Below are 24,661 nucleotides of genomic sequence, written 5' to 3' on the forward strand. Positions count from 1 at the left end.
CGTCCGGTTGACTGTGAGCCGGCCGGTCCTCCGTACCCCTGACACCAGAGAGCGGTGACGCATGCTGCTGTTTCGCAGGCGGCGAGAGCACGCCCGTGCTGTCGCGCGGGAGGCGGTAGGGACCGGGTTCACGGCGGTGGACCGGCGCTCCCCGCTGGCCGAGGCGGCCAAGGCGCTGCTGCGGAAGGCGTTTCCCGACCACTGGAGCTTCCTGCTCGGGGAGCTGGCGCTGTACAGCCTGGTGGTCCTGCTGCTCACCGGGACGTGGCTGACGCTGTTCTTCGAGCCGGGCACGAAGGACGTGCTGTACGACGGGGGTTACGTACCGCTCCAGGGGCTTCGCATGTCGGCGGCGTACAGCTCCACGCTGCACATCACCTTCGACATCCGCGGCGGCCTCCTGATCCGCCAGATGCACCACTGGGCGGCGCTGATCTTCATGGCCGCGATCAGCGTGCACATGCTGCGGATCTTCTTCACCGGTTCCTTCCGCAGGCCGCGTGAGTTCAACTGGGCGATCGGTGTCTCGCTGTTCTTCCTCTCGATGCTCGAGGGGTTCTGTGGTTACTCCCTCCCTGACGACCTGCTGTCCGGCACGGGGCTGCGCACCGCCAACACCATCGTCATGTCGATCCCGGTCGTGGGCACCTATCTGGCGTACCTGCTGTGGGACGGGACCTTCCCCGGCCACCTCCTGAACAACCGGCTGTACATCCTGCATGTGCTCTTCGTGCCGGGGGCCCTGATCGCCCTGGTCACCATGCACCTGCTGCTCGTGGTGTATCTCAAACACACCCAGTGGAGCTCACCGGGCCGGACCAACCACAACGTCGTGGGCCAGCCGATGTTCCCGCACTTCATCGCCAAGTCGACCGGTCTCTTCCTCATGGTCTTCGCGGCGGTGGCCACGCTCGGCGCGGTGGCTCAGATCAACCCGGTGTGGAACTACGGTCCTTACCGCGCCGACGTGGTGAGCACGGGGGCGCAGCCGGACTGGTATGTGGGGTTCCTGGAGGGCGCCCTGCGCCTCATGCCTCGCTGGGAGATGCCGGTGGCCGGGCACACCATCATGTGGAACGTCCTGCTTCCGGCCGTCGTACTGCCGGGTGTGCTGGCGCTGCTGCTCATCGGTTATCCGGGATTCGAGCGCTGGGTCACCGGGGACCGGGGCGAGTACCACCTGTGCGACCGGCCGCGCGACCAGCCCACCCGCACGGCGCTCGGCGTGGCGGCCGTCGTCGCCTACGCCGTGCTGCTCGCGGCGGGCGGCAACGATGTGGCGGCGTTCTCCTTCCGGCTCTCGGTGAACACCCTGACGTGGGTGCTCCGCGTCGGCTTCTTCGTCTTTCCGGTCCTCGCCTTCCTGCTCACCAAGCGGCTGTGCCTGGCGTTGCAGTCCCACGAGCTGCGGCTCCTGACGGAGGGCGAGGAGACCGGCCGGGTGACCCAGCGGGTGCACGGGGCCCTGGAGCCCGGCCACCGGCCGCTCGCCGCCGACCGGCTCTACCGCTTCCTCGTACGCGACCTGCCGCCGCTCGCTCCCGCGCCCGAAGCGGACGCGCCGCGCCGCACCCGCCTGCGCGCCGCCCTGAACCACTGGTACTTCCGGCGCCGGGTCTCCCTGCCCGCCACCCCCGACCAGCGGCGCCACGTCGAGGAAGCGCTGGCCCAACCGGAACGGAAGACACCATGACGCAGACCGGCACCGAGGCGCAGCGGCCCGGGTCCACGGTGGGAGCGGCACGCGGCAGCGCGCTGGGCGGACGGCTCCTGAACTTCCTCACCACCACGGACCACAAGGTCATCGGCGCCATGTACTTCGTGACCGCCTTCGGTTTCTTCCTCTTCGCCGGGCTGCTCGCCCTGGGCATGCGGGCCGAACTCGCCCGCCCCGGGCTCCAGTTGTGGAGCAACGCCGAGTACAACCAGCTGGTCACCATCCACGGCACGATCATGATGCTGCTGTTCGCGACGCCGATGTTCGCGGGGTTCACCAACGCCGTGATGCCCTTGCAGATCGGGGCGCCCGATGTGGCGTTCCCCCGGCTCAACGCGCTGACCTACTGGCTCTATCTGTTCGGCGGGCTCATCGTCGTCTCCGGCTTCCTCGTGCCGGGCGGCGCGGCGTCCTTCGGCTGGTTCGCCTACGCGCCCCTCAACAGCGCCGTCCGCACTCCCGGCGCCGGGGGCGATCTGTGGGCCATGGGACTGATCCTGACCGGGTTGAGCACCACCCTCGGCTCGGTCAACTTCATCGCCACCATCGTGTGTCTGCGGGCGCCCGGCATGACCATGTTCCGCATGCCCATCTTCACCTGGAACGTCCTGCTCACCTCGATCCTGGCGCTGCTCGCGTTCCCGGTGCTCACCGCGCTGCTGTTCGCCCTGGAGGCCGACCGCAAGTTCGGCGCCGTCGTCTTCGACCCGGCCTACGGCGGGGCCATCCTGTGGCAGCACCTGTTCTGGTTCTTCGGCCATCCCGAGGTCTACATCGTCGCGCTCCCCTTCTTCGGCATCATCTCGGAGATCATCCCGGTCTTCAGCCGCAAACCCACCTTCGGCTATGTCGGCATGGTGGGCGCCACCATCACGATCACGGCGCTCTCGGCGGTGGTGTGGGCCCACCACATGTTCGCCACGGGCGCGGTGCTGCTGCCGTTCTTCTCCCTGATGTCGTTCCTGATCGCGGTGCCGACCGGGGTGAAGTTCTTCAACTGGATCGGCACGATGTGGCACGGCGCGCTGTCCTTCGAGACGCCGATGCTGTGGTCCATCGGATTCCTGGTCACGTTCCTCTTCGGCGGCCTCAGCGGGGTCCTGCTGGCCTCGCCGCCGCTCGACTTCCATGTCACCGACTCCTACTTCGTGGTCGCGCACCTGCACTACGTCCTGTTCGGGACCGTGGTCTTCGCCATGTTCGGCGGCTTCTACTTCTGGTGGCCGAAATGGACCGGCCGCATGCTCGACGAGCGCCTTGGCAAGATCCACTTCTGGACGCTGTTCGTCGGCTTCCAGACCACGTTCCTCGTCCAGCACTGGCTGGGCGCCGAAGGCATGCCACGCCGTTACGCCGACTACCTCTCGGCGGACGGCTTCACGCTCCTCAACACCGTCTCGTCCATCGGCGCGTTCCTCCTCGGACTCTCCACTCTGCCGTTCCTGTACAACGTGTGGCGGACCGCGGCGCGGGCACCCCTGGTCGGCGTCGACGACCCGTGGGGGTACGGACGGTCTCTGGAGTGGGCCACGTCCTGCCCGCCGCCGAGGCACAACTTCCACACGATGCCCCGCGTCCGGTCCGACTCCCCCGCCTTCGACCTGCACCACCCGGAAGCCGCGGCCCTGCCGGTCCCGGCCACCCCGCGCGGACAGGCGACCCCCGACCCCCTCTAGGAGAGGCGTTCCATGAAAGCCGAGGCATATCTCTTCGCGGGGGTCGCGGTGTTCTTCCTTGGCACCGGCGTGGGCTACGGATGGTGGTCGGGGCGCGAACCCGCGGGCACCGCGGCCCTCACCGTGGCGTTCATCATGTCGTCGCTGATCTGCTTCTTCTTCGCCCGCCATCACCAGCGCCACGGGGCGAGGCCCGAGGACCGGGGCCGCTCGGAGATCGCCGAGCGCGCAGGACCCGTCGACTTCTTCCCCGCGCGCAGCCCCTACCCCGCCCTCACCGGCTTCGGCGCGGCGGTCACGGCGACCGGCCTCGTCTTCGGACTGTGGCTGTTCGTCCTCGGCTTCGGGGTGCTGGGCGCCGGCGTGGGCGGTCTGGCCTTCCAGTACGTCCACCGGGACGAATGACCGGGGCTCCGGCGGGCGGGACGGGCCCCGGACGCACCGGCGCCGGCCGGGCCCTTCGCACATGGCCGAACCCCGGATGCCGCCGCCAGCCCCGTCACCCAAGCTGACAGCGAAGGCGCGGCGTCCGCCGTGTCGTCCTGCGGCACGGAAGCGCGGTCATGGGCCCCCTGGGCGGCTGATCCCCTTCCCCCGCCCCATCCAGGAGTGACCATGAGCGTGGGAGACGAATACCGCAGCCGCGCCCGCGAGTTGGCGGCCCGGGCCAAGGAGTGGAAGGAGGCCGCCGAACGGGCCACCGACCCCGAGCAGCGCAAGCGTCTGTCGGACAAGGCCCGCCGGGCCGAGGACCAGAGCGAGCAGGCGGGCCGCATGGCCGGGCAGGGCCTGGGCCCGGTGTAACCACCGCGCCCCGGGCGGCCCGCGCCCACCCGCCCCGGCCCGCGCCGCCCGGGGCCCGCGCGCCGCTCCTGTGCCGTGCGGGGGCCGCCGCCCGGTCTCTCCCGCCCCGACCTCCCGCGAGTCCCCGGGATCGTATGACCGCGCGTCGGCGGGGCACACGTCCCTGCGTGAGTACCGGCAGGAATCGGAGATCGCGCATGCGTACCGTCGGCGTGGAAGAAGAACTGCTCATGGTGAGTGCGCGGACCGGCGAGGTCCTCGCGCTCTCCCCGGTCGTCGTCTCGCCCCCGGGGCCCCGGAAGCCGGGCGCGGACGACGGGCAGGAGTTCGAGAAGGAGCTGCAACAGGAACAGGTGGAGTTCGCCACCGACCCCCTCACGGGCATGGGTGAGATCGAGGACGAGATCGTTCAACGGCGCCGGGCGGCGGCCACCCGCGCCGAGGAAGCGGGAGGCACCGTCGCCGCCCTCGCCACCTCACCCGTGCCGGTGCGTCCCTCACTCGACCTCGGCGAGCGCCACCTGTGGATGGCCGAGAACTTCGGGCTCACGGCCCGCGAGCAGCTGACCTGCGGCTGCCATGTGCATGTGGCGGTCGAGTCGGACGACGAGGGCGTCGCCGTCCTCGACCGGATCCGGCCATGGCTCTCGGTGCTCACGGCCATCAGCGGGAACTCGCCCTTCTGGCAGGGCGAGGACAGCGGCTACGGCAGCTATCGAAGCCGCGTGTGGAACCGGTGGCCCTCCGCAGGACCGACCGAGATCTTCGGCTCCGCCGACCGCTACCACCATCACGTCGAGTCGATGATCGCCACCGGCGCCCTGCGCGACGACGGCATGATCTACTTCGACGCCCGCCTCTCCGCCCGCTATCCGACGGTGGAGGTCCGCGTGTCCGACGTCTGCCTCCAGCCGAGCACCACAGTGGCGATCGCCGCCCTGGTGCGCGCCCTGGTGGAGACGGCCAGTGGGGACTGGCGCGCGGGCCGGCCCCCGGCGCCGGTCAGCGCGGGGCTGCTGCGCCTCGCGTCCTGGCGGGCCGCCCGGTCGGGCCTGACCGGCGCGCTGGTCGACCCGCGCTCGATGCGCGAGAAGCCCGCGTCCGACGTGCTCGGGGCTCTTGTGACCCACGTCGAGGGCGCGTTGAAGGACAGCGGTGACCTGGAGCGCGTACGGCGCACGCTGGAGCGGTTGACGCGGGGCGGCACGGGCGCCGAGCGCCAGCGCGAGTTCTACCGGCAGCACGGGAGCCTGGAGGCGGTCGTCCGGGAGTGCGCCCGCGTCACCGCCCTGGCCGACTGAGCCGCCGCGCGACTCGCCGCGCAACCCTGTGCCCGCGCCATTCGGCGCCGCCGCACGACCGTGGGCCCGCACCCCAAGGGTGCGGGCCCACGGCTCTGACGGCCTCACACGGCGGGCGGGAACCTGTCCCACGCCCGGTGTTCGGCCAGCGCGCCCTTGACCTTCTCCACGGCGGCCGTACCGCTGTCGCTCAGCACGACGCCGGGCTCGTCCGCGCCGATGCCGGACGCCTCGAACAGCCCGCGTGCGTCGTTCCAGCCGCCGACCGCCTTGCCGTGCCGGTACGCCTCGGTGAGCAGCAGCAGGACGCGCGGGTCACTCGCCGGTGACGCGGGAGCGCCCGCCTTGGCGTCGCGCGCCCCGTAGGCGTCGGCGCCGGGCTCGGGTGCTCCGGCGAACAGGAGCGCGTCGTACTCCACGGACCGCGCGGTGGCGAAGGTCCGCTGCACCGCGATCGGATCGCCGCCGGAGCCGAGCGTGCCGCCGGCCGGCGCGATGACCAGAGGCACCATGCCGGCGTCGAGGACGGCCTGGCGAACGGTGCGTACGCCGTCCAGGTCCGCGGCGGCGTCCGCGACGATGCCGATCACACGGCCGTCCGTCGGCCAGGTGTGGCCGAGCTGGGACAGGGCCGGGCTCGGGTCCACCGCGTCGAGGGGCACGGTGGCACTCGGCGCCGGCAGGCCGAGACCCGCCGCGACCTGCTCGCACAGCTCCGTGTCGATGTTCGCAAGGACCTGCAAGTTGCGTTCCTTGACGGCCTGTTCGAAGCACTTGTTCAGTTCGAAGGTGTACGCGGCGATGATGTGCTCGCGCTCCGGCGCGCTCATGCTGAGCCAGAACAGCCGGGGCTGGCTGAAGTGGTCCGCGAACGACGCGGGCGCCTCACGGACCTTGCTCGCCTCCGGGATGCGCACCGGGGTCTCGATGAAGGCGCTCATGTCGGCGCCTGCGAGGAAGGGGCAGCCGCCGTCCAGGCTGTTGGGCCGATACGGCGCCACGCCGGTGTGCACGGCGGTCTGGTGCATGCCGTCGCGGAGCATGTCGTTGACGGGCGCGTGCGGCCGGTTGATGGGGATCTGCGCGAAGTTGGGGCCGCCGAGCCGGCTGATCTGGGTGTCGAGATAGGAGAAGAGACGCCCCGCGAGCAGCGGGTCGTCGGTGACGTCGATGCCCGGGACCAGATGTCCGGGGTGGAAGGCGACCTGCTCCGTCTCGGCGAAGTAGTTCTTGGTGTTGGCGTTCAGGGTCATCAGGCCGATGGGCTGCACCGGCGCCAGTTCCTCGGGCACGATCTTGGTGGGATCGAGGAGGTCGATGCCCTCGAAGGTCTGCTCGGGGGTGTCGGGGAAGACCTGGATCCCGAGCTCCCACTGCGGGAAGGCGCCCGCCTCGATCGCGTCGAAGAGGTCACGGCGGTGGAAGTCGGGGTCCATGCCGTTGATGAGCTGCGCTTCTTCCCAGACCAGGGAGTGCACGCCCAGCTTGGGCTTCCAGTGGAACTTCACCAGCACCGTGTCACCGGCCGTGTTGACCAGCCGGAAGGTGTGGACGCCGAAGCCCTCCATCATCCGGTACGAGCGCGGGATGCCCCGGTCGGACATGTTCCACAGGGTATGGTGGGTGGCCTCGGTGTGCAGGGACACGAAGTCCCAGAAGGTGTCGTGCGCGCTCTGGGCCTGCGGGATCTCGCGGTCCGGGTGGGGCTTGGCGGCGTGGACGATGTCCGGGAACTTGACGGCGTCCTGGATGAAGAAGACCGGAATGTTGTTGCCGACGAGGTCGAAGGTTCCCTCGTCGGTGTAGAACTTCGTCGCGAAGCCACGGGTGTCGCGCACCGTGTCGGAGGAGCCGCGCGAGCCGAGGACGGTGGAGAACCGGACGAACACCGGGGTCTCCACGCCCTTGGCGAGGAAGGCCGCCTTGGTCACTTCGGTGGCGGTGCCATACCCCTGGAACACGCCGTGGGCCGCGGCGCCGCGCGCGTGCACCACACGCTCCGGGATCCGCTCGTGGTCGAAGTGGGTGATCTTCTCGCGCAGATGGTGGTCCTGGAGCAGGACGGGCCCGCGCGCCCCGGCCTTCAGGGAGTGGTCGGTGTCGTACACCCGCGTCCCCTGGGCCGTGGTCAGGTACGCGCCGCTCTGCGCCATGCGGGCCGGGTCGGCTCCGGTGGCCTGGCCGGTGGGGCTCACCGTTTCGGGGCCCTGCTGGTCCGGCTTGGGGGGCAGCGGGTCGGCCGGCCGGGTGGGCTCGGCCACGGGCGGCGAGACCGGCCCGGGCCTGCCCGGCAGGCCGTCGCCGCTCGCGGTGGAGTCTGCGGTGGGGTGCTCTGTCGTCATGTTCTCTCCCAGTGCGGTCCTTCGGACACCTCAGCCATGACCGCTCGGTCTCGGACCTCAAACGGACTGCGGGTGGCTGTCACCCGCATCCGCGGGGGTCCATGGCATCTGCCCGGCGCGTCCTTTCGCCGGGTTCGTCCACGCCACGTACCCCCAGTCGGTGGATGAACGCTCTCTCGTCGCGGGAAGCCACGAACACGTCCTTGCGAGCGCGTTCGGCGGCTGAAACGCGAGGGGTGGGACAGCTGCGGGTCAGGGGGTGAAGAGCACCTTGACGGCGCCGTCCCGCTTCTTCTGGAACATCTCGTACGCGTCGGGCGCCTGCTCCAGGGTCAGGCGGTGGGTGGCGAACTCGTCCACCCCGAGGGGGTCGCCGTCGGTGAGGAGCGGGAGGATGTCGTCGACCCAGCGCCGCACGTTGGCCTGGCCCATGCGCAGTTGGAGCTGCTTGTCGAACATGGTCAGGAGCGGCATCGGGTCGGCGGCGCCGCCGTAGACGCCGGAGACGGAGATGGTGCCTCCCCTGCGGACGAGGTCGATCGCCGTGTACAGCGCGGAGAGCCGGTCGATCCCGGCCTTCTTCATCATGGCGGAGGCGAGAGCGTCGGGCAGGAACGTCGTGAGGCCCTGGGCGGCGGCCGCGACGCGGTTGCCGTGTGCCTCCATGCCCACCGCGTCGATGACGGCGTCCGGGCCCCGGCCGCCGGTGAGTTCGCGTACGGCGTCGGTGAGACCGTCGCCGCACTCCCGCAGGTCGAGGGTGTGGACGCCGCGGCGCCGGGCCCGCTCGAGGCGCTCGGGGACGAGGTCGATCCCGATGACGGTCCCGGCGCCCCGGTGCGCGGCGATGCGGGCGCTCATGTCTCCGATCGGGCCGAGACCGAGGACGGCGACGCTGCCGCCCGGCGGGACGGCGGCGTACTCGACCGCCTGCCATGCCGTGGGCAGGACGTCGGACAGGTAGACGAAGCGCTCGTCCAAGGGGCCTTCGGGCACCTTGATGGGCAGCTTGTTGCCGAAGGGGACGCGCAGGTACTGGGCCTGGCCGCCCGGCACCTGGCCGTAGAGCTTGGTGTAGCCGAACAGCGAGGCGCCCGTGCCGTGCTCGCGCACCTGGGTGGTCTCGCACTGCGAGTGCAGGCCGTGGCCGCACATGTAGCACGTCCCGCACGAGACGTTGAAGGGGATGACCACCCGGTCGCCCGGCTTGAGGGCGGTGACCTCGGGGCCCACCTCTTCGACGATGCCCATGGGTTCGTGCCCGAGGATGTCTCCGGGATCGAGGAAGGGCCCGAGGACCTCATAGAGGTGCAGGTCCGAGCCGCACAGGCCGGTGGTGGTCACCTTGATGACGATGTCGTCGTCGTCCTGGATGGTGGGATCGGGCACGGTGTCCACGCGTACGTCGCGCTTGCCGTGCCAGGTGAGTGCCCTCATGACGCCTCCTGGGGATGAATGGCCTCAGCTGATGAGCTGATGGGTGCGGTGCGTTCGGGATCTTTCACTTGACCGCGTGCCCTCGCCCGGGTCCGCGAACCGGGCCGGCCGGGCACGCGCCCGGCGTTCCGACAGGGGCGAGGAGCCGCCCGCTCATCGCTTGCGCCAGGTGTCGGCGCCGGGGTCGTACACGACCAGGCCCAGCTCCTGGAACGCGCGGAGCCATCCGGCCATGGGCCAGGTGCCCCAACGGCGTTGGTGGAGCGCCCCGTTGCGCAGGATGTCGTCCAGGTGCTGCACGGGCGGCTCGTGTGTCGGGTGGTGCTGGTGGTAGGCGGGGGCGCCGCCGACCCACCACAGGTCCACGCCGCGCCGGGCCGCCAGGGCCGCGAAGTCGGTGTCCTCGCCGCCGTAACCGGTGTACGCCTCGCAGAACCCGCCGACGCGCCGCCAGGTGCGGGCGGTGAGGGCGAAGGAGAGGGACCAGAACAGACGCGGGTCTCCCCCGCGCAGGATCTCGCCCTCGGCGGGCGCGGGGCGGGCCGGGTGCGGCGGCGCGAGAGCGGCGAGCTCTTCGAGGTCGTAACCCCCGGGCGGCGGGGGCGGCAGATAGGCGACCGTGCCGCACAGCAGCGCCCCGTCCTGTGCCGCGCGGGCGTATCCGGCCACGAGTGCGGGACCCGGTACGCAGTCCACGTCGAGGAAGACCAGGAGGTCGGCGCCGCCTTCGAGGGCGCGCTCCGCCCCCGCGTTGCGGGCGGCGGCGAGCGGCAGGCGGCCTTCGGCGAGCGGCACGGTGAGCACGTCCGCTTCGGGTTCACTGCCCGCGGTGAGGGGGCCGATGGCGGGGTCGTCCATGGAGACGATCACGTACTGGTCGGGGACGCGTGTGCCCCGGGCGAGCCCGTCCTGCTGGAGCCGCAGATGGGAGTGCCGGCCGGCGGCGAGGGTGATCACCGCGGTACGCATGCGGGCCGCCTCGGGGTCCGTCCGGCCAGATCCGTCAGGAGGCGCGCCGCTCGCGCCGCCCCGTCGCCCGGCGACCAGCGCTCCCAGTGCCCGGGCCGGGCGACCGTCTCGGCGAGCAGGGCGGGCCACTCCTCGGCGGCGGGCCACGCGTCCCGCACGGTGGCCAGGCCCGCCGCCCGCAACGCCCGGGCGGTGGCGTGCTGTTCGGCGTGCGGCCGGTGCTGGGGGATGACGACGGTGGGCACACGGGCGGCGGCGCATTCCGCGATGGCGTTCTGGCCGGCGTGGGTGACCACGACGTCCGCCCGGCACAGCAGGGGCCAGGGGTCCTCGACCCAGGGCGTGCCGGGAGCGCCGAGTACGGTCCAGGACCAGCCGGGGGTGGCGAGCGCCGCCTCGCGCAGTCGCGCCGGCGTGACGTCGGCGCCTCCGGCCCCGAGCATCACGACCACCTCGGGGCGGGCCCCGGGCCGCTCGCCGTCGCTCTCGGGGCGCGGCCGCCCGTCGTAGCGCGAAATGCTTCCGGTGTGCTCGGTCTTGGCGTGCCAGTGCGCGGGCCAGTCCGGCTCGGGCAGGTCGGGAGGCCAGGGCGCGAGGAGGGCGTCGGCGAGGTCGTAGCCGAGGCGGTGTGCCGCGTCCAGGCGGTCGCCCCGCATGGCCGCGACGACGACGGGGACCCCCATGAGCCGCGCCAGGGTCGCGGCCTCCACCGATACGTCGCTGACGAACAGGGCGGGGTTCTCCGCTCTGATCCACTCGGCGATGATCCCCATGCGTTCGCGGTGTCCCGGGTGGCGCAGCGGCACCCAGTGCAGCCGGCCACGGGCGGTGGGGTCGACGGGGTCGTCGGTGGTGTCGGGCGGCAGAGCGATCCAGGGGCCGCGCCACGTGCTCGGCCGTGGCAGCGAGGACAGGACGGTGACGGGCTGTTCCACGTGGGCCACCACGCACCGCGCGCGATGCAGATGGCCCCGGCCCTGATGATGGACGTAGTAGCCGATCACCGCGTCACCCTCTCGTACAGACGGGTGTAGGCGTCGGCGGTGTGCTCCAGGGAGCAGAACAGCTCCGCCCTGCGGCGGGCGGCCGCGCGGTCCAGCCGCATGGCCCGGGGGATGAGCGCGGCGAGCGCCGCGATGTCGCCGGGGGAGCCAGCAGACCGCACCGCGGGGTGAGGATTTCCGCCAGGGCGCCGCGGTCGAAGCCGCAGACGGGTGTGCCACAGGCCAGCGCCTCGGCGACCACGAGACCGTACGGCTCGTCCCAGCCCGGCGTCACCAGGGCGGCCGCCGACGTGCCGAGGAGTTCGGCCAGTTCCTTGCGGTCGAGGTGGCCGACGTAGCTGACGCCGTCCTCCAGCAGGGGCTCGACCTCTTCCTCGAAGTACCGCTCGTCCGAGACGGGGCCCGCCAGCCGCAGCGGCACTCCCGCCGCGCGCGCCGCCCTGATGGCCAGATGCGGCCCCTTCTCGGGCACCATCCGCCCGGACCACACCAGATCGGGGCCGCCGGGGCCCGGCCGCCAGAAGTCGGTGTCGATGCCGTTCCGCACGACCAGGGCGTCGGGCACCATGGGATGCCAGGCCGACGCGGTGCACTGGCTGACGGCGGTGAAGACGACCGGGCAGGTGTCGCGGCTCTGGATGGCCGACTCGAGCCACGGGGTCGGTGGCGTGTGCAGGGTGGTGATCACCGGGACCCGCAGGGCCGACGCCATCGCCACGGGCAGGTAGTGCAGGCTGTTGTTGTGCACCACGTCGAAGCGGTGCTCGCCGTCACGGGCCAGATCCAGCATCAGCCCCAGATAGGCGTGGTGCTCCTCCATCCACGCGGTGCTCGGCATGCTGGCGTCAGCGCGGGCCGCCGAACTCAGCACCACCTGGCGCACCGGCAGCTCACGTGCTTCGAGCGCGGGGTCGGAGCCGGGCGCGGCGAAGAGTTCCACCCGGTGTCCGCGCCTGGTCAGGGCGTGTGCGAGCCCCCAGGTGTGGGCTTCGAGTCCGCCGGCGAACGGCTCACTGATCGGATGGCGCGCGGACGCGATCAGTGCCACCCGCAGCGCGCTCATCGCAGCACGCGGGTGTAGAGGGCCCGGTGCGCGGCGGCGAGTTCGGCGCGCTCCCGGGTCCGGTGCTGCTCGGTGGCCCGGGGCGCGGGCCGCTCCTCATAGGCGCGCAGGACGGCCTTGCGCAGCGACTCCTCGTCCAGGCCGCCCTCCTGGGTGTGCCCGTACGTCAGACAGGGACGTTGCTGGGCGTAGAACCCGCAGTCCGGGGCCGCGACCGCGGTGCCCAGGTCGTGGCAGGCCTCGAGCCATCCGGAGTGGGTGCCGAACCGGTAGGGCAGCACGGACAGGTCGAGGGATTCCAGATAGTCCCAGAGCTGTTCGTCGTCGAAGTAGTCGTGGATGGTGAGGGTGAGCCGCCCGTGATGCGCCAACTCCCTGAGCTCTTCCACGAGTTGAGGTGCGTAGGCGGGCGCTTCGGGGTCCGTCACATCGCGGTGGATGTTCACCTGGAACTCCGCGTCGGGCAGCTCGGCCACCGTGTCGGCGAGTACGCGTACGACGGGCAGCACGGCCATGTTGGGCCGCAGGCTCTTGGCGTGCACCCCCACCCGGAACTGGTCGTGGACCGGCCGGGGGCGGGCCAGGAGCGGCAGCTCCACCACATGGGGGTGCGGCAGGACGGTCGCCGTCCGGTTCCAGCGGCCGGCGATGGTCTCGGCGGCGCCGGGGGTGAGCGTGATGAGGTGGTCGGCGGCCGGGATGATGACGTCGAGGGCCGCGTCGTGGGTCGCGGGGTCGAGCTGGTGGGGGTTGCGCAGGTCGTGCACCGTGTACACCAGCGGTTTTCGGTGCCTTTCGAGGGTGTCCACGAGGGCGGACAGCTGGGCGGGGCTCTGCGCGTCGAACCCGAAGTGCAGATGGAAGACGTCGAAGTCCTCGTGGTGGGCGCTCACCCAGTCGGGGTCGAGCATGACCGGTGGCCACCACCGCTGTGACGTGCTGGGCGCGCCATTGGGCCGGGGATCGGTCAGCCGCCTGACCCCGTCGGTCTCCGGCGCGGAGCAGTGCCGCACGTACACATGACCCGCGGGCACCGAGGCGACCCTGATCTCGTCCTGACGATCCAGCGATGGCGCTTCCACGATGAACTCCTTCACTGCGCGACGGCCGACCCCCGCCGATCACAGTCTGGGGAAGCCCGCGAGGCCGCGCACGCCGGGCGACGGCGCCGAGGGAGTGGGTTCGCGCTGCGTACGGGGGGTGAGCGTGAATATGCCGGGGTCGGCCGGGTGGGTGAGGCCGGACGGCCCGCACGGGGCACCGCCGCGGCACGGGCGGGATGCGGGGCGCCCCCGGTACGCGCACGATGGGGTTTGTGGGGCGACGAGGGGGTACGTCGTAGCCCTGCGGGCCCGGTCACGGCAGCGGCCCACCCGGCGCCGCTCCCGTCCGGCCCCCCGTCGACGGCACGGTCACGTCCCAAGGAGGACCCCTGCCATGGCCATCCGCCATCAGTTGATCCGGCGCTCCCCCGAAGCGGTGTGGGCGGTGCTCGCCGACCCCGATCGTTACGGTGACTGGGTGGTGGGGCCCGACAAGTCCTCCCCCCTCGACCACACCTGGCCCGCGACCGGTTCCCGGCTGCGGTTCACCCTGCGGCTCGGCCCCTGGTCGGGCGAGGGCACGACAATCGTCCGGCGCAGTGAGGCGTGCGAGGAGCTGGAACTGGAGGCGAGCTTCAAGGCGCTGGGCAGCGCGCGGATCTACCTCCAGCTCAGGCCCTGGGGCACGGACACGCTGGTGATCTGCGACGAGCATCCGCTGCGAGGCATGGGCGGCACGCTGCACAACCCGGTGACCGAGGTGCTGCTCCAGCTGCGGCACCGCGGGATGCTGGCCCGCCTGGCCAAGGTCGTCGAGCGGGACCGCGCGGAGCTCCAGCATGCCTGACGCGGTGGTGATCGGCGCTGGCCCCAACGGGCTGGTCGCCGCGAACCTGCTGGCCGACGCGGGCTGGAGCGTGGAGGTGCTGGAGGCCCAGGACGAGCCGGGCGGCGCGGTGCGCAGCGACCGGGGCGTCCACCCCGACTACGTCTCGGACCTGTTCAGCGCCTTCTATCCGCTGGCGGTCGCCTCCCCCGTCCTCGCCCGGCTCGACCTCGCGGCGGAAGGCCTGCGCTGGAGTCATGCCCCGCGCGTCCTCGCCCATCCCCTGCCCGACGGCAGGAGCGCGGTGCTGGAGCGTCACGTACAGGACACGGCAGCCGGGTTGGCCGGATTCGGTCCCCGGGACGGCGAGTCCTGGCAGGCCATGTACGACATGTGGTGCCGGGTGGGACCCGATGTGGTGGGAGCCCTGTTCGCGCCCTTCCCGCCGGTCCGCGCCGGGTTGCGCCTGGCGGCCAAGCTCCGCGCGCCGGGCGGTCTGCGGCTGGCCCGTAGCCTGGCCCTTCCCGTACGGCGCCTGGGCGAGGAGGAGTTCGCGGGGGACGGGGGCCGACTGCTTCTGGCTGGCTGCGCCCTGCACGCCGACCTGGCCCCCGAGTCGGCGGTCAGCGGCGGCTTCGGCTGGCTGATGTCGATGCTGGGGCAGAGCCATGGTTTCCCCGTGCCGGTCGGCGGCGCCAAGGCCCTGACGTCGGCGCTGGTGAGCCGCCTGGAGAAACGCGGGGTCGCGGTGCGGTGCGGGCAGCGCGTCGCGTCCGTCGTCGTACGGGGCGGCGCCGCGGTCGGTGTCACCACCGAAGGGGGTGAGACGGTCCGGGCCCGGCGGGCCGTCCTCGCCAACGTGTCGGCGCCCGCCCTGTACCGGGACCTCGTGGGCGAGGAGCACCTGCCGTCCCGTCTCGTGCGCGATCTGGCGCGTTTCCAGTGGGACTTCGCGACGTTCAAGGTCGACTGGGCGCTCGCGGGTCCCGTGCCGTGGACGGCACCGGGCGCGCATGGGGCGGGCACGGTCCATCTCGCCGACGGCGTGGACGGCCTGACCCGGTTCGCCGCCCAGATCGCGACGGCACAGGTGCCGAGTGAACCGTTCGTCCTGTTCGGCCAGATGACCACCGCCGACCCCAGCCGCTCCCCCGAGGGTACGGAGTCGGCGTGGGCCTATACGCATGTGCCGCAGGACATCACCGCCGACGCGGGGCCCGACGCCATCACCGGCCGGTGGGACGAGCGGGAGCAGCAGGCCATGGCCGACCGCGTCGAGGAACAGGTGGAGCGGTACGCGCCGGGCTTTCGGGCGCTCATCCGAGCCCGTCGCGTCCTGGCCCCCACGACACTCCAGGCCATGAACGAGAACCTGCACCTGGGCGCCATCAACAACGGAACCACCGCCCTGCACCAGCAGGCGATCTTCCGGCCCGTGCCCGGGACCGGGCGGCCGGAGACCCCGGTCAGGAACCTCTATCTCGCCTCGGCCGCCGCCCATCCGGGCGGCGGCGTCCACGGCGCCCCGGGCGCGAACGCCGCCCGCGCCGCGCTGCGCAGGCACGGACTCCACTCCCTGCTCCACCGCGCCCAGCGCGTGTGACGCCGTGGCACGGGGCGGAACGCGGTGCTCTATATGGCGGTTCGGGCCGTTGCCGGGCACCATGACCGGTCCGGTCCTGATATGAGTAGACCGTTGGGGCGGATGCCGACCTCGAATCTGCTAATAGAACCGGACATCCCGTGGACGATAGCCATTCCAGCGACCAGTGGCCGAGCATCGCCACCCTCGTCGAAGCGATGGAGGGCGGGCCGGATCCCGGCGCGGCCGAACTGCTCGAACGGTTCGCCCGTGAGGCCGACCGTGCCGCCGTCTTCGCCCTCAGAGACGCCTTGATGGCCCGGGCCCAGCGCGCGGGCAAGCAGGACCCGTAGGGCGTCGCGCGGTCACGCGCGGCTTTGCGCGGGGCGGGCGTCCAGGACATGACACTTCCTCAGGCGCCGGTGCTCCCGGGCCGGTAGACGCCCTCCGCCAACGTGGCGTGCTTCTTCCAGCCCAGCGTCTCGTACAGCGCGCGCCCGCTGTCGGTCGCGCCGAGCACACCCAGCACCGCGCCGCCGTCCAGGGCACGGTTGGCCAGGGCGCGCATCACCACCTTGCCGAGCCCCTTGCGCCGGTGGGCGTCTTCGGTGCGTACGCGGTCGACGACGACGCTCTTCCCGAGGACGGCCATCTGCCCCTTGGCCGCCCGTTCGCCCGAGGCGGCGTGCAGGACGTTCACATGGACCACCGCCCCGGCCTGCTCGACCCGCACGGCGTACCCCTCGGGAACGTCCAGTCGTGCGGCCAGCAGGTCCACGGCCATGAGGTGGCCCGTGTCCTGCCAGGCCACCACCCAGCCGTCGGGGAGCCACGGCTCCAGGTCCTCCGGCTCGATGGGCGTCTTCAACCAGGTGCGCGGCTGCGTGACGCGGGCCGTGGCCGCGCGGACCAACTCCTCTTCGGCCCGGGGCAGTACATGGCGTCCCATCTCGTGCGGGTCGTCCGCGACCTGGATGTGGACGCCCCAGGGCCACTCGACGGGTGCGGGCGTCCGCCGTGAGACGGCCCAGCCGTCGGCCCAGGTCCTGACCATGTCCTCCACCATTGAGACCCCCCATGACGAGTGGCCGCCGAAGCGGCCGGCAAAGAGTGCGGGTAATAGCTGAAAAGGCCGAGTGCATATTACGACAGCACCTTTCCGGCCACCAGGCATGCCGCTCGCCATGGGCGTGATCGCGCCATCCAGTCGTCCACCCCGGACACTTCGGGAGGGCGGCCGCCATCGCGCGCGCGGGTGACGCGCCCCAGCGCGATCCGCGAATGGCCGGCTACGCCTTTTTTCCGCCCGGTCCCGCGGGGCGGGCCGGGCGGGGCCGGCCCTCGATGTCCGCCCGGGCCTGTTTCACCCGCTCCTTGACCTCGTCGGCGTCGCCCGCGGACCTCATGGACTCACCGCCCGGGACGCCGACCGGAACACCCTTGCCCTCGCCCTTCCCCTTGCCCCGGCCCTTCTTGCTGCTGTCCGCCATGGTGACTCCTTGTGTGACGACGTGTCAGATCTCAGGCAGCGCCGACCCGGCGTTCCGCCAGCGCCTCGTCGCGCAGGCGCGCGCAGGTGCTGTTCAGGAGCCGCGAGACGTGCATCTGCGAGATGCCGAGCGCCGTCGCGATCTGATGCTGCGTCATGTCGTTGAAGAACCGCATGTAGAGGATCCTCGACTCCCGTTCCGGGAGGGCTTTGAGTGCGGGCTTGATCGCTTCGCGGTCGATGACGGCGTCGAACCCGGGGTCGGTGGCGCCGAGCGTGTCCGTCAAGGAGAGCCGGTTGACTCCGTCGCCGCCCTCCGCGCGGGTCTCCGCCTCGAGCGACAGGCTCTTGAAGGAGTCGAGCGCTTCCAGGCCGTCGCGTACGTCCTGCTCGTCCAGTCCGCACCGGGCGGCGAGCTCGGCGACGGTGGGCTCGCCGGGCTGGGTGGCCTTGAGCTCCTGGCGGGCGACCCGGACCTTGTTCCGGATGTCCTGCACCCGGCGCGGGACATGGACCGCCCACAGGGCGTCACGGAAATGCCGCTTGAGCTCGCCGTTGATGGTCGGGATCGCGTACGCCTCGAACGGGCCCCGCGTGACTTCGTAGCGGTCCACCGCCTTGACAAGACCCATGGCGGCGACCTGGTAGAGGTCATCGGTCTCGGCGCCACGGTTGCGGTACTTGAGCGCCAGGCGCTGCGCCATCGGGAGCCACTGGGCCACGAGATCGTGCCGCAGCGCGTCGTACTCGGGCCCCTCGGCGAGCGTCCTCAGCCGGGCGAAGGCCGCCGTGGTGTCGGGGGCGTCGTCGTGGCCGCGCTGTTCGCGGCTGTGGCTGGTGGCCGGCATGGCGGGCTCCTTGGGCATGGACGCGAGCCATTCCAGCGAACCAGCGCGACCGCCTCCCCGCATCCCGAAGCCTCACCCACCGTGACCGCGCGGGAGGCACCCCGGCGGCGGACCCGGACGGCTCCGTTAACGGATGCGGAACCGGGGAACCTGTGCACCGGCGGGCGGCGGGCACCCCGGGGCCGGATCCCGCACCGGGCACGCTCCCCGCGACACGAAAGGAGCCGATTGATGGGACACGGCGGAAACGTCATCCAGGAATTGCAGACCGACCACCGCGAGGTGGAGGAATTCTTCGCCCGCATCCAGGCGCTGCCCGCGGGTGACGACAAGCGCCGCGAGGTCGCGGACCAGTTCACGATCGAGCTGGTGCGCCACTCCGTGGCGGAGGAGATGTACCTCTACCCCGCCGTACGCGAGCACGTGCCCGGCGGCGACGCCCTCGCCGACCAGGAGATCAAGGATCACGCCACCGTCGAGCGACTGCTCAAGGATTTGGAGAAGGCGGACGTGGGCGACCCTCAATTCGACGCCCTGGTGGGGAAGTTGATCGAGGAGGTCCGCGCGCACATCGCCGACGAGGAGCAGCACCTGTTCCCCGCCCTGGCCAAGGTCGTCGACGCCAAGGCCCTCGACGACCTCGGCGACAAGATCCGTACGGCGAAGAAGGTGGCGCCCACCCGCCCCCACCCCGGCGCCCCCGACACCCCGCCGGCCAACAAGCTCCTCGCGCCGGGAGCCGGGCTCGTGGACCGCGCCCGTGACCTGATCACGGGGCGCGGCAAGTCCTGACCACCCTCCTGGCCAGGGGCGCCGCCGAACGGCCGCGCGCCGTCGGCCGCGTTCGGCCGTCCGGGGCGCATACCGGCCGCGTCGGCGGTGCCGTCGGGGTGCGGGTCCGCGGTGGCGGCCCCAGGATGGGCCCAATCCCATCCACCCAAGGAGGTTTCCGTGCTGGAACGCAAGCGGCGCAAGGACAGCATCGAGATCACGTTCGTGCTCCCGGTAGATGCCCCGCCCGGCCCGGTCAGCGTCGTCGGAGACTTCAACGACTGGCAGCCCGGCACCCACGAACTGACCGCCCGACAGGACGGCAAGCGGGCGGTCACGGTGGAGCTGCCCGACCGCAGCACGCACGCCTTCCGCTATCTGGCCGCCGGTGACTACTGGTTCGACGACGAGAGCGCCGACGGCCACGACGGCGCGAACAGCCGCCTGCACACCTGACCGGCGCGCACGCCCGCGTCGCGCGGCAGCACAGACGTACCTCCGCGGCCCACGGCCCCCCGGTCACCCTCATGGGCGGCCGGGGACCGCGACGTTTCGGGGCGGACACCAAAGGGCGTCCGCCCGGCGCTCAGGGGCTGTCGTCGGGCGGGGCGGCGAGCCGGACGGCGCTCTCCAGCATGATGGCGTGCACGAAGGCCTGGGGCAGATTGCCGCGCAGCTGGCGCTGGCTGATGTCGTACTCCTCGGCGAACAGGCCCGGCGGGCCGCACGCGGAACGGTTGCGTTCGAACCAGCGCAGCGCCTCGGCCTGGTTGCCCTGCTGGTGTTCGGCCATCGCCACCACATAGCCGCAGAACAGAAAGGCGCCCTCGGCTTCCTCCAGCGGACGCTGGTCGTGGCGGAAGCGGTAGGCGTAGTGGTCACGGGTGAGTTCCGCGCGGTAGGCGCGCAGGGTGCCGGTGGTACGGGGATCGTCGGCCGTCAGGGCTCCGCGCAGGGGCGGCAGCAGCAGGGCGGCGTCCAGGGACGGGTCGGTCGTGGACCGCTGCCAACGGCCCAAGGGGTGCAGGCCGCCCTCGGTCGTCTCGGCGAGGATGACGTCGGCGAGGGAGGCCCACGCGGCGGCCTTGCCCGGGGTGGGCACGGCCTGCGCGACGGCGCGCAGCCCCGCGGCGCAGATCAGCCGACTGTGGGTCCAGTGCTGGGCGTCGAGTTCCCAGATGCCCGCGTCGGCGTCGTCGCGGCGCCGCTCGATGGCGTCGGCCGCGATCTCCACCGCCCGCCAGCCGTCGGTGTCCAGGCGCCCGTGGCGGTGGGCGGCGGCGAACAGGAGCAGCGCCTCGCCGAAGGCGTCGAGCTGGAACTGGTCACTCACCCGGTTGCCGACGCGGCTGCCACCGCCGGGGTAGCCCGGCAGCGCGAGCTTCGTCGGACGGGGCACCGGGCCGCCGGCGACCGTGTACGCGGGCGCGAGCCTTGGCCCGTCCTCGTGCAGCCGGGCCGAGATGAAACGTACGGCGTCGTCGAGCAGCGGGTGTCCCCCGGCGGCGGCCGCGGCCTGCCCGGCATAGCACTGGTCGCGCACCCACACGTAGCGGTAGTCGTAGTTGCGCCCCGCCTCCGCCCGTTCGGGCAGGCTGGTGGTGGCCGCCGCGACCATGCCGCCGGACGCACTGGTGAGGCCGCGCAGCACGGTGTAGGCGCGGCGGGCGTCCTCCGGCGCCAGCGTGTGCTCCAGGGAGGGGACTTCGCGGGACCAGGTCTGCTGGGTGGCGCTCCACAGCCCGTCGGCGTCGGGGACGTCGGGCAGCGCGTGCTCCGACAGCTCAAGGACGAGATCGCGCTGTTCACCGGGCTTGAGCGTGAGCGTGGCCGTCAGACCGCCCCGGTGGCCGTACCGGGCGGGACGCGCCTCGGACACGCCGCTCCAGCGCCAGCGCAGCCGGCCCGTGCGCGCGCTCCATGTGCCGTCGTCGTCGCGGTGCGGCAGCTGGGAGCGGTCGGTGCCGAAGCCCGCGGCCGGAGCCAGGTCGACGGCCACCCGCGCCTCGCCGTCCACGGCGCGCAGGCGGCGCAGCAGGACGGCGCGGTGTGTGTCGGCGGGCATCGCGAGCGCTTCGTGGCACTCGATGATGCCGCCCTCCGTCACCCAGCGGCTGCGCCAGATCAGGGTGCCGTTCTCGTAGTAACCGCCCCAGACGTACCGTCCGACGGGCGTGATCGCGTAATGGCCCGGGCCGCCGATGAGGGTGCTGAAGACGGCGTCGGAGTCCCACCGGGGCATGCACATCCACGCGATGTCCCCGTGCGGTCCCACGAGCGCGCCCCGCTCGCCGTCGGCGATCAGCGCGTACTCGCGCAGGGTCATCGGCGGGGGGTTGTCCGGGGAGGGCGACAGTACGGATGTGCTCACCATGGTCCCTCGCGGTCGGATCCGGTCGGTGGGGGCGGAGTGCGGCGGCGGGCGGAGCGGGGCTCGGGTTCACCCAGCGGTCGCTGTCCTGCGTTGTGAGTCCACCACCCGGCCCGGGCACGTCGGCGCCGGCGCTCCGCCATGACCGGCTCGCGTGCTGGGCGGACAGGGCTTCGCGCACCGGAGCGTGCGACTGGTCCATGCCGGGCGCCTGCCCGGGCCCCCGACGGCGGAAACCAGCCGGGACGTGCCCCGGGCCCGCTCACGCCGCCACCGGGAAATAGCGCGTGAACGCAGAGGTGTCGGTGCCGAGGTAGCCGCCGAACGGCGAGTCCAGTTCGTGGATGAGCAGGACCAGGAAGGTGATGAGTGCGGCCAGGCCCATGACCATCACGATGTGGGTGACGTTGCGCTGGATCCCGAAGAGGAACATGAAGGCCACGGTCAGCACCCCGCCGAGGATCAGGCCGACCCACAGGACGGGCGAGAGACTGCTCTGCGCGTCCTGCTCGCGTCCGCGCCGCGCCTCGTCGAGTGTGCCGAGCTGGGACAGGAGTTCCTGGGCCGCGATCTGCTGGGCGGGGGTGGCGTTGGCGGGGAGCCGGGTAGCCGCGCGCAGTTGGCCCAGCATCGTCCAGCCCTCGGAGCCGAGGTCCTGGCGGCCGGCCATTCTCGGCCACTCCGCGTTGACGACGTGCCGGGCGTACTGCTCGGCGATGGCGCGCACCTTGGTCTGCCCTTCGGGCGGCAGCGCGTCCGCCACGAGGTAGGTCTGGTGCAGGGCGCCCGCCTCGGCCTGCGTGTGGCCGGAGGCATTGTCGCTGGTCTCCCACACCGAGACGAGGGCGAGCCCGAGTACGAGCGCGTACAGGACACCCACCATCATCGAGATGTACTCGGCCACGTCCTCGCGCGGCTCATCGGCGGGATCCGGCGGGAAGAAACGGTGCTTTGCCAGCACGACCGCCGCGGCGAACAACGCCACCGCGAGGGTGATGGCAAGGGCCTGCGCGGCTTGGGACACGAGGGCTCCTCGGGTTTACGGGCGGCGTGAGCCCAGCAGTAGTGCCGCCAGGGCGGCCGGCAGGAGGAACAGCAGGAGCAGGGCCGCCATCGACAGGGCGGGGTGCGCCTTCGCGTGGTGTTGCAGCCGGCCGAGGAACGAGGCCGTTTGGGCGGGGGGCCGCGCTGCCTTCGGCGGGGTGGGGGGTACGGCACGGGGCGGTACGGCGTTGGGGGGCACCGCGGCGGGGGGCACGGCCGGCGCGACGCCGGGTGGCAGCGCGGCGGCGCCACCGGCGCCGGCGCCCGGCGCGACGGGGGCCGCCGGTGCGGGTGGTTCGGCCGCAGGCGGGGGCGCGCCAGGTCCGGGAGGCGCTGCGGGCGCGGCGCCCGCGCCACCTGTGGCGGCGGGTGCGGCGGGTGCGGCGGGTGCGCCCGGCTCGGCGGGCGCTTCGGGCCCGGCGGGGGCACCGGATCCTGCGGCGCCACCGGCACCTACGCCCGCGCCTGCGGGAGCACCGGGGGCGGCAGGAGCCGCGAAGGCACCGGGGGCCCCCGGGCCGGCGGCCGCGCCGGAGCCTCCCGGGCCTCCAGGTCCGCCGGAGCCTCCCGGGCCGCCTGGTCCGCCGGGCTCACCGGGAGCGAGCCCGTTCGGTGGGCCCGCCGCGCCCGGCGGGCCGCTTCCGAAGGCCGGCCGCCGGGGCGGGGCGGCGCGCGGAAGTGGGGGCGGGAGCTGCGCGGTGGCGGGGGGCGGCGGGGGTGGCAGCGCGGGCAGGACGAAGGACGCGCTCGACCGTGCGGTGAGCAGCGGCGGCGGCACGCTGAGACCGGCGGGGCTCAAGGTGTCCGTCCGGTCGCTTCCGGTGGCCGTCGCGGCGCTGGTGTAGGAGCCCGGGGCCCGCCGCACCCGCACCACGCAGGTGACGGACGCGCCGGGGGCGAGGTCGGGAACGTCCGCCCGGCCACCGCAGTCGAACGGGCCAGGCGCCAGCACAGGGTCGACCAGTTGAATGCCGTACACCGTCCTGTTGCCCAGATTGGCCAGCACATAGTGGAGTTCGGCCTCGGTGAAGCTGATGAGCCGCACGTTCTCGGACAGGTCGAGCACCCCTGCGACCCCGCCGTATCCGCTCCGCTCGGACGCCCGCAGGCGCAGGTCGAGCGACGGGACCACACCGGACGCCACGACCCAGGCGGTGTGCGTGCCCGGGGTCGCGGGCAGCTCGGCGGTGCACGTGGCACTGGACAGCGCCGCCAGCTGCCCGAATCGGCCCAGCTCCCCCGCGCACCGGATCAGCGCGCCCGGCACGTCCGGATCGGACACCCGGACGCCCGACAGGTCCGCCTCGCCGTGGTTGGTCAGCCGGTACACCTTGACCACCGGGGAGCCCACCCGGATTCCCGGGCGCAGGGCGCCGGTGCCGGGACGGGTGTTGACGGTGACCGTCAACTGCAAATTGTGCTCGCCCACTCCCCCGGCACGGGCCGTCGGCGCCGGGCCCCCCAGCGATCCGGGCAAGGTGGCGACGGCCGTGAACGCGACGAGGAGCACCGTGCGCCGAGCGGCTGGACAACCGCGCGGGAGCCCCATCCCAATACCCCTTTCGCCGGAATTGCGCCGGGTTTTCTCCCGAATCGCGCCGGAACCTCGCCGGAAAGCGCTTTGCCGACCCATGGTCACCGACCGTACGGCGCGGGGCTTTCAGGCGTGCCGAAATCATTGGTTAATATGACAAATCCAACCCTTATGGACCAGCGGCACTTCGTCAGGTCCGTGGCGCGGCACCTCGTCAGGTCCGGCGCGCCATCTCGTCGCTCCGGGCCGACTTCAGCCGCTCGAATGCCGTGGGCCGTGGACGGCGCGGCAGGAAGTCCCTGATCCGGCGCGCGCAGTCGGCCGGGCTCGCGGCGCCGGTGTCACATTCGATGTCGTAGTGACCGTGGGCGTGGACCCGGTCGAGCTGACGCGCGGCCAGGCCCGCCGGGCGGTCTCCGCGCCGCTGTTCGCGCCGCTCCAGTTCCGGCAGGGGGCAGCGCACACCGACCAGGACGACATCCTCGGGCGTGAACAGCGTCAGGCAGTCGAGCAGGCGCCAGGGCTCACTGAGCACATGGTCCACCACCACGTTGTTTCCGCCCGCCGCCAGACCCGCGACCGCCCGGTGAAAGCCCCTCCAGGTGCGCTCGAGCACGACCTTGAGCTGGTCCGGCCCGAGGTCGGCCGGAGTGGTCCGCATGGCGTGGAAGGCGTCCACCGGCAGATAGAAGTACGTGTCACCCAGGATCGGGAGCAGTTCCCCGGCGATGCTCGACTTCCCGGAACTCGACGTACCGTTCAGAAAAATGATCAACCCGCCCGGGCCCGTTTCCGCCGCCACAACTCCCCCTCCACCCGCGCTCGTACCGCCTCTTTCCG

Annotated in this window: 23 protein-coding genes; 10 read left to right on the forward strand and 13 right to left on the reverse strand. The window is 72.3% G+C overall.

Annotation, left to right across the window (positions count from 1 at the left end; genetic code table 11):
- Positions 1–64: 64 nt before the first annotated feature.
- The 5 genes from qcrB (at position 65) to ABR738_RS04030 (ending at position 5,498) form a co-directional block, all read left to right on the forward strand.
- Entirely contained in the window at positions 65–1,693 is a 1,629-nt protein-coding gene (gene qcrB, locus ABR738_RS04010) for a cytochrome bc1 complex cytochrome b subunit (protein WP_350234417.1), read from the forward strand.
- Positions 1,690–3,393, forward strand: coding sequence for an aa3-type cytochrome oxidase subunit I (gene ctaD / locus ABR738_RS04015; RefSeq protein WP_350228567.1), 1,704 nt, complete (start codon positions 1,690–1,692; stop codon positions 3,391–3,393). The genes qcrB and ctaD overlap by 4 nt, the downstream gene beginning before the upstream one ends.
- 12 nt (positions 3,394–3,405) lie before the next feature.
- Entirely contained in the window at positions 3,406–3,798 is a 393-nt protein-coding gene (gene ctaF, locus ABR738_RS04020; protein WP_350228568.1) for an aa3-type cytochrome oxidase subunit IV, read from the forward strand.
- Positions 3,799–4,008: 210 nt separating this feature from the next.
- Positions 4,009–4,197 (forward strand): DUF6381 family protein, encoded by a 189-nt coding sequence (locus ABR738_RS04025; protein WP_350228569.1) that lies wholly within the window; start codon positions 4,009–4,011, stop codon positions 4,195–4,197.
- Positions 4,198–4,394: 197 nt separating this feature from the next.
- On the forward strand, positions 4,395–5,498 hold the full coding sequence (locus ABR738_RS04030) for a glutamate--cysteine ligase 2 (RefSeq protein ID WP_350228570.1): 1,104 nt from the start codon (positions 4,395–4,397) through the stop codon (positions 5,496–5,498).
- Between the two features lie 104 nt (positions 5,499–5,602).
- Here the strand turns inward: ABR738_RS04030 and ABR738_RS04035 are convergent, their stop codons facing one another.
- The 6 genes from ABR738_RS04035 to ABR738_RS04060 form a co-directional block, all read right to left on the reverse strand.
- On the reverse strand, positions 5,603–7,840 hold the full coding sequence (locus ABR738_RS04035) for a catalase (RefSeq protein ID WP_350228571.1): 2,238 nt from the start codon (positions 7,838–7,840) through the stop codon (positions 5,603–5,605).
- Positions 7,841–8,092: 252 nt separating this feature from the next.
- Positions 8,093–9,277, reverse strand: a complete 1,185-nt coding sequence (locus ABR738_RS04040) for a zinc-dependent alcohol dehydrogenase (protein WP_350228572.1) — start codon at positions 9,275–9,277, stop codon at positions 8,093–8,095.
- Positions 9,278–9,430: 153 nt separating this feature from the next.
- Positions 9,431–10,246, reverse strand: a complete 816-nt coding sequence (locus tag ABR738_RS04045; RefSeq protein WP_350228573.1) for a glycosyltransferase family 2 protein — start codon at positions 10,244–10,246, stop codon at positions 9,431–9,433.
- Positions 10,231–11,250: a glycosyltransferase gene (locus ABR738_RS04050; protein ID WP_350228574.1), complete on the reverse strand. Its 1,020-nt coding sequence runs from the start codon at positions 11,248–11,250 to the stop codon at positions 10,231–10,233. The genes ABR738_RS04045 and ABR738_RS04050 overlap by 16 nt, the downstream gene beginning before the upstream one ends.
- Before the next feature lie 4 nt (positions 11,251–11,254).
- Positions 11,255–12,313 (reverse strand): glycosyltransferase, encoded by a 1,059-nt coding sequence (locus ABR738_RS04055; protein WP_350228575.1) that lies wholly within the window; start codon positions 12,311–12,313, stop codon positions 11,255–11,257.
- The gene (locus ABR738_RS04060; protein ID WP_350228576.1) at positions 12,310–13,395 is read right to left on the reverse strand and encodes a glycosyltransferase family protein; all 1,086 of its coding nucleotides are present in this window, start codon (positions 13,393–13,395) and stop codon (positions 12,310–12,312) included. The genes ABR738_RS04055 and ABR738_RS04060 overlap by 4 nt, the downstream gene beginning before the upstream one ends.
- Before the next feature lie 355 nt (positions 13,396–13,750).
- On the opposite strand from ABR738_RS04060, the gene ABR738_RS04065 reads away from it, so the two are divergent.
- The 3 genes from ABR738_RS04065 (at position 13,751) to ABR738_RS04075 (ending at position 16,117) form a co-directional block, all read left to right on the forward strand.
- Positions 13,751–14,203 carry an SRPBCC family protein gene (locus ABR738_RS04065; protein WP_350228577.1) on the forward strand — a complete coding sequence of 151 codons (453 nt, stop codon included), beginning with the start codon at positions 13,751–13,753 and terminating at the stop codon, positions 14,201–14,203.
- Positions 14,196–15,785, forward strand: coding sequence for a phytoene desaturase family protein (locus tag ABR738_RS04070; protein WP_350228578.1), 1,590 nt, complete (start codon positions 14,196–14,198; stop codon positions 15,783–15,785). The genes ABR738_RS04065 and ABR738_RS04070 overlap by 8 nt, the downstream gene beginning before the upstream one ends.
- Positions 15,786–15,925: 140 nt before the next feature.
- Positions 15,926–16,117, forward strand: a complete 192-nt coding sequence (locus ABR738_RS04075) for a hypothetical protein (RefSeq protein WP_350228579.1) — start codon at positions 15,926–15,928, stop codon at positions 16,115–16,117.
- Between the two features lie 59 nt (positions 16,118–16,176).
- Here the strand turns inward: ABR738_RS04075 and ABR738_RS04080 are convergent, their stop codons facing one another.
- From ABR738_RS04080 to ABR738_RS04090, 3 genes are all read right to left on the reverse strand, one after another.
- Complete coding sequence (locus tag ABR738_RS04080) at positions 16,177–16,818, reverse strand: GNAT family N-acetyltransferase (protein ID WP_350228580.1); 642 nt, start codon at positions 16,816–16,818, stop codon at positions 16,177–16,179.
- A gap of 235 nt (positions 16,819–17,053) precedes the next feature.
- Positions 17,054–17,254 (reverse strand): hypothetical protein, encoded by a 201-nt coding sequence (locus tag ABR738_RS04085; RefSeq protein ID WP_350228581.1) that lies wholly within the window; start codon positions 17,252–17,254, stop codon positions 17,054–17,056.
- A gap of 31 nt (positions 17,255–17,285) precedes the next feature.
- A complete protein-coding gene (locus ABR738_RS04090) occupies positions 17,286–18,101 on the reverse strand; it encodes a SigB/SigF/SigG family RNA polymerase sigma factor (RefSeq protein WP_350228582.1) in 816 nt (271 codons plus the stop codon).
- A 231-nt stretch (positions 18,102–18,332) separates the two neighbouring features.
- On the opposite strand from ABR738_RS04090, the gene ABR738_RS04095 reads away from it, so the two are divergent.
- Entirely contained in the window at positions 18,333–18,893 is a 561-nt protein-coding gene (locus ABR738_RS04095) for a hemerythrin domain-containing protein (RefSeq protein ID WP_350228583.1), read from the forward strand.
- Between the two features lie 159 nt (positions 18,894–19,052).
- Positions 19,053–19,328: an isoamylase early set domain-containing protein gene (locus tag ABR738_RS04100; protein ID WP_350228584.1), complete on the forward strand. Its 276-nt coding sequence runs from the start codon at positions 19,053–19,055 to the stop codon at positions 19,326–19,328.
- A gap of 130 nt (positions 19,329–19,458) precedes the next feature.
- On the opposite strand, the gene ABR738_RS04105 is transcribed toward ABR738_RS04100, so the two are convergent.
- The 4 genes from ABR738_RS04105 to ABR738_RS04120 all read right to left on the reverse strand — a co-directional run bounded on the left by ABR738_RS04105 (position 19,459) and on the right by ABR738_RS04120 (position 24,623).
- Entirely contained in the window at positions 19,459–21,246 is a 1,788-nt protein-coding gene (locus ABR738_RS04105; protein ID WP_350228585.1) for a glycoside hydrolase family 15 protein, read from the reverse strand.
- A 259-nt stretch (positions 21,247–21,505) separates the two neighbouring features.
- Positions 21,506–22,267, reverse strand: coding sequence for a bestrophin-like domain (locus ABR738_RS04110; protein ID WP_350228586.1), 762 nt, complete (start codon positions 22,265–22,267; stop codon positions 21,506–21,508).
- Positions 22,268–22,282: 15 nt separating this feature from the next.
- Positions 22,283–23,695, reverse strand: coding sequence for a hypothetical protein (locus ABR738_RS04115; RefSeq protein ID WP_350228587.1), 1,413 nt, complete (start codon positions 23,693–23,695; stop codon positions 22,283–22,285).
- A 340-nt stretch (positions 23,696–24,035) separates the two neighbouring features.
- Positions 24,036–24,623 carry a chloramphenicol phosphotransferase CPT family protein gene (locus ABR738_RS04120; RefSeq protein WP_350228588.1) on the reverse strand — a complete coding sequence of 196 codons (588 nt, stop codon included), beginning with the start codon at positions 24,621–24,623 and terminating at the stop codon, positions 24,036–24,038.
- Positions 24,624–24,661: the final 38 nt, after the last annotated feature.

It is taken from the genome of Streptomyces sp. Edi4 (genome assembly GCF_040253615.1).
Lineage (GTDB): Bacteria > Actinomycetota > Actinomycetes > Streptomycetales > Streptomycetaceae > Streptomyces.